4 protein-coding genes, 1 tRNA gene and 1 pseudogene are annotated in these 4,221 nt (G+C 41.1%); 3 read left to right on the top strand and 3 right to left on the bottom strand.

Annotated features, from left to right (window positions below; genetic code table 11):
* Both VIP81_RS18695 and VIP81_RS18690 read left to right on the top strand, forming a co-directional pair.
* Positions 1-729, top strand: a 729-nt coding sequence (locus VIP81_RS18695; RefSeq protein ID WP_331964410.1) for an AraC family transcriptional regulator, incomplete at its 5' end; no start/stop codon positions are given.
* A 65-nt stretch (positions 730-794) separates the two neighbouring features.
* The gene (locus tag VIP81_RS18690; protein WP_331964407.1) at positions 795-1,532 is read left to right on the top strand and encodes an SDR family oxidoreductase; all 738 of its coding nucleotides are present in this window, start codon (positions 795-797) and stop codon (positions 1,530-1,532) included.
* A 134-nt stretch (positions 1,533-1,666) separates the two neighbouring features.
* On the opposite strand, the gene VIP81_RS18685 is transcribed toward VIP81_RS18690, so the two are convergent.
* A tRNA-Pro gene (locus VIP81_RS18685) sits at positions 1,667-1,740 on the bottom strand.
* Positions 1,741-1,855: 115 nt separating this feature from the next.
* Positions 1,856-2,734 (bottom strand): MBL fold metallo-hydrolase, encoded by an 879-nt coding sequence (locus VIP81_RS18680; RefSeq protein WP_331964404.1) that lies wholly within the window; start codon positions 2,732-2,734, stop codon positions 1,856-1,858.
* A 156-nt stretch (positions 2,735-2,890) separates the two neighbouring features.
* On the opposite strand from VIP81_RS18680, the gene VIP81_RS18675 reads away from it, so the two are divergent.
* Complete coding sequence (locus tag VIP81_RS18675) at positions 2,891-3,397, top strand: GNAT family N-acetyltransferase (RefSeq protein ID WP_331964401.1); 507 nt, start codon at positions 2,891-2,893, stop codon at positions 3,395-3,397.
* A 321-nt stretch (positions 3,398-3,718) separates the two neighbouring features.
* On the opposite strand, the pseudogene VIP81_RS18670 reads toward VIP81_RS18675, so the two are convergent.
* Positions 3,719-4,221 (bottom strand): annotated as a pseudogene (locus tag VIP81_RS18670) (2-aminoethylphosphonate--pyruvate transaminase); the annotation flags it as partial.

Genomic DNA, 4,221 nt, shown 5'->3' with positions numbered 1-4,221 from the left:
TTAATTGAAAGCGGTTCAATTACATACAATATAGACTTACAAGATTTTACGCTTACTGACGGGCACCTGCTTTTTGCAATGCCCAATCAAATTTTTACGCCGCCCGCTAAAACAGACGATTTAAAATATTTCAAGCTGCTGTTTGATGAAAATACATTGGCATTGTTACCGCAACAATTTTCCTTTTTAGTGAACCCTTTAAACGCGCAAACCATCGTTCTGGACAGTGCTGCAAGAGAAAGAGTGATAAAGGTTTTTGAGATTTTAAACCAGATATTTTACTTAGATAAATATGAAACCGATACTGAAATAATATTAGCTTATTTGAACTCATTGTTATCAGAATTAAATAGCGCCTATTTCAAAAACAAAGAACCCCTCCATACCTTAAACGCTAATCTCACAAAGTTTATTGAGTTCAAATTAGTCGTGGAAACGCACCTTACAGAGCAACCTTCTATTAACGCCATTGCCGAAAAATTAGCTTTATCTACAAACAGTTTATATCGGATTGTAAAAGAGTATTCAGGAACATCGCCCAAAGATTATTTTATTAACCGTTTGATGGCCGAAGCCCAGAGAAAATTGCGTTATTCTAATGCTTCTATCAAAGAATTGGCCTATGAACTGGGCTTTAATGACCCTGATTATTTTTCAAAGCTCTTCAAAAAAAGCACCGGAAAAAGTGCAAGCGATTTTTTGCCCAGGCAAGATTTGTCGGGGAAATAAATTGAATTGTCCATTTCCGCTATTTTTTAGCCCGCTACTTTTGCTTCATAAAATTCATACAAGACATGAAATTTGCATTAGTAACAGGAGCTAACAAAAGCATTGGCTTTGAAGTTGCACAGCAACTTGCTCAAAAAGGAATACATGTTTACCTCGGCAGTCGTAATTTAGAAAATGGTGTAGAAGCCGTTGCTAAATTAAAAGCGAAGGGATTAAATAATGTAGAAGTTATTCAACTTGACATTACAGATGACAAATCAGTCATTAAAGCCCGCAAAGAAATAGGTAAAAAAACCAACGTGTTGGACATACTTATTAATAATGCGGGTATTTATGGTGGTTACCCACAAACGGCACTTGACGCCACTATTGACCAGTTTAAAGCAACTTATGATGCTAACATTTACGGCGTAGTGCGGGTTACACAGGCATTTATTGATTTGCTGAAAGAGTCGTCAGCACCTCGTATTGTAAATGTAAGTTCAAGTCAAGGCTCCATTACCCTACACAGCGACCCCGCATATAAATACTACGACTACAAAGGCGCTGTATATCTTTCTTCAAAATCAGCCTTGAATATGTACACGGTTGTGTTAGCATACGAATTAAAAAATACCAACTTCAAAATAAATGCTGTTTGCCCGGGATTCACCAAAACAGATTTCAATGGACATCGTGGGCCCGGAACTGTTAATGATGCCGGAAAACGAATAGTAAAATATGCGTTGATTGACAATGATGGCCCAACAGGAAAATTTTTTAGTGAGGAAAATAATCCTGCAACAGGAGAAATACCCTGGTAACGAAGATGGAGTATGAGCACCGAAACAACGAACCACTAACAGCGCCATTTTCAATGTGGTGGGCCAATGCGTTCAAAAAAAAAGTGGGAATAAATGAACCTCTTCAGTCACATTTATTCCCACTTATGCTGTAGTCGGGGCGGCAGGATTCGAACCTGCGACCTCCTGCTCCCAAAGCAGGCGCGATACCGGGCTACGCTACGCCCCGTCTCCGACCTTTTGTAGCGGGATGCAAATGTAGGAAATAATTATTCACAAAAACAAATCTTATGAAAAAAAATTAGAAAACAGTCGTTACATATCCCCAAAAAATGGCTACCACGCTACCTATTAACCGGATCTCCGGATAATATATCCTTCACCGTTAGTCCGGGTAATAAACGAAATACAGGGATATTGATCGCGTATTTATCACATAAATCTTTGATGCTGCGATCAATTTGTTCGGCTGAATACCGTGAGGAGAAGTGGCCCAGGACGAGTTGTTGCACGGAAATCTGACTCACCATTTCCATTACTTCTTCCAGTTTACTATGTTTATTTTTATGGGCAATCATTTTCACCTCTCCTTCACTACCTAAAAAAGTGGCTTCGTGTATCAGTATGCCCGACTGGTCCCAGCGTTGCAGGTCCTGCACGGGCGTATCTCCGGAATACCCCACCAGATTGGCCCTCACCTCCATGGTGGTGCTTTCCTTTCCTTTGTCCATGATGATTTGCTTCAGGGCTGCTGCAGGCAAACCGGCCAGTTCCGGTTTTACTTTCTGCTTTACCTGCATTACTTTATAACTCAGACTTCTGATAATATTTTGATCTGTTGTTACATGTTCATTCCGCACAGGAACCACCACCAGGTCATCTTTCACCCATATTTCATCACCGGGCGCTACTGCCTTCCATTGTATACCGGAGGTATGTGGATCAAATCTTTTCAGAAATTCCTCCATGGCCGGAAACGACTTGCTATCGCGGGGATAGCAAATTACCGGGAAGCCCTCCCGCGCATTTAATTGGTTGAGCTGCACCAATCCTGTCAGGTGATCCCGGTCGGCATGCGAAATAAATACATAATTAATTTTCCTACTCTTTTGTAATAATGCCGAGGTAAGTCCGTCGCCTGCATCCATTAAAATACCCAGTTCCTCCAAAAGATACCAGGTAGAAAACAGCGCAGTAGAGTACCCTGTTATTGTTAACTTCATCTGTTAGCTATTGTTATATTATAAAGATAGATATCTTACCCGAAAGCTCCTCTATAAAAGACTTATCACAAATCTGATCTGGTAAAAATACACAAAACTGAATCTGTTTTAATCCATATTAAAGTTTGAATTTTACCATCGCTAAATTCAAATCTCATGAAAATTATCAACAGCACTATCGAAGATATCGACATCATATTCAGCTTATATAATGCGGGTACTCTACTACAGAAAAAAGTAGCGCAGAAGCATTGGCTGGGCTTTGACAGCACACTGATAGAAAATGAAATCCATGAAAACAGATTATGGAAAATTGTGGCAGACAACCAGATCGTATGCGTTTTTTCTATTGCTTTTGAAGATCCTTTTATCTGGAAAGAAAAAGATAAAGACCCGGCCATTTATATTCACCGCATAGCCACCCACCCGGATTTCCGCGGGAATGGTTACGTTAAAAAAATTGTAGACTGGGCTAAAATATATGCGCCTGCCCATGGCAAGAAATTTATCAGAATGGATACTGGCAGCGGTAACGACAAACTAAACAACTACTATGTGAGTTGCGGTTTCAACTACCTGGGTATTATTGCTACCGGCGATGCACCTGAACTGCCGGCGCATTACAAAGGTGGCACATCGAGCTTATTTGAAATACAATTGTAGCCGGAACTCATTTGATGATGCTGGAATGAACAAAAAGAGATGTAGGATGCACTGCGTCCTAAAAGGAAATTCCTGTACATTATTAAAGTGATAACCTAAAACACCATCACAACGCGCTCAAAAAAGCTTCTCCCGATGGGGAAATCGTATAGCCGGGATCGTGACTGACAGTCAGCCCCAGGTTCTTTAATTTCCTCACCTGGAGTTTTCGCCAATCTTTTTCCATGCCCGTTTTAACCGCCAGATCCGCGTAGGCATACAAGGCTTGCAGAAAATCTGCCAGCCTTGTATGCCATCAAAAAATTCGAATTGTTAATACTATCAGGCAATGACTGCACCCGTCACTACCTTCTCCGCTTTCATCACCTCTTCAATAGCCACCACCAAAGCTCTTACATCGTCCGGAAATATCTGTCCGATATTACCGATACGAAATGCGTTGGCTTTACCTAATTTTCCCGGGTAAATAATAAACCCGCGATCATTCAGCTGCTCATAAAATCTTTCAAAATTAAAGGCAGGATCTTCCGGGTAAAGGAATGAAGAAATAATATGCCCCTGAATTTCCGGACGGAGATACTGTTTGAAACCGAGTGCTGACATGCCCTGATCCAACACCGCTTTATTCTCTTTGTAGCGTTTTTCTCTGGCAGGAATACCACCTTCTTCCTTTAACTCCTGCATAGCCTGACGAAAAGCCATGAGGCTCAGGGTAGGCGGTGTAAACCTGAATTGTCCATTTCCTTCCAGGCCGGCCCATTGCTCGTATAAATCGAGGCTCAGACTACGTGCCTGTCCCTTTGCTTTTTCCAGTTCACTTTTTT

Source organism: Chitinophaga sp. (genome assembly GCF_036566945.1).
Lineage (GTDB): Bacteria > Bacteroidota > Bacteroidia > Chitinophagales > Chitinophagaceae > Chitinophaga.
This window is presented reverse-complemented; position numbering and strand designations above follow the sequence as displayed.

Excerpts from the sequence above, each read along its gene's own strand:
- VIP81_RS18690 (WP_331964407.1), top strand. The coding sequence starts at position 795 with ATGAAATTTGCATTAGTAACAGGAGCTAACAAAAGCATTGGCTTTGAA.
- VIP81_RS18680 (WP_331964404.1), bottom strand. The coding sequence starts at position 2,734 with ATGAAGTTAACAATAACAGGGTACTCTACTGCGCTGTTTTCTACCTGG.
- VIP81_RS18675 (WP_331964401.1), top strand. The coding sequence starts at position 2,891 with ATGAAAATTATCAACAGCACTATCGAAGATATCGACATCATATTCAGC.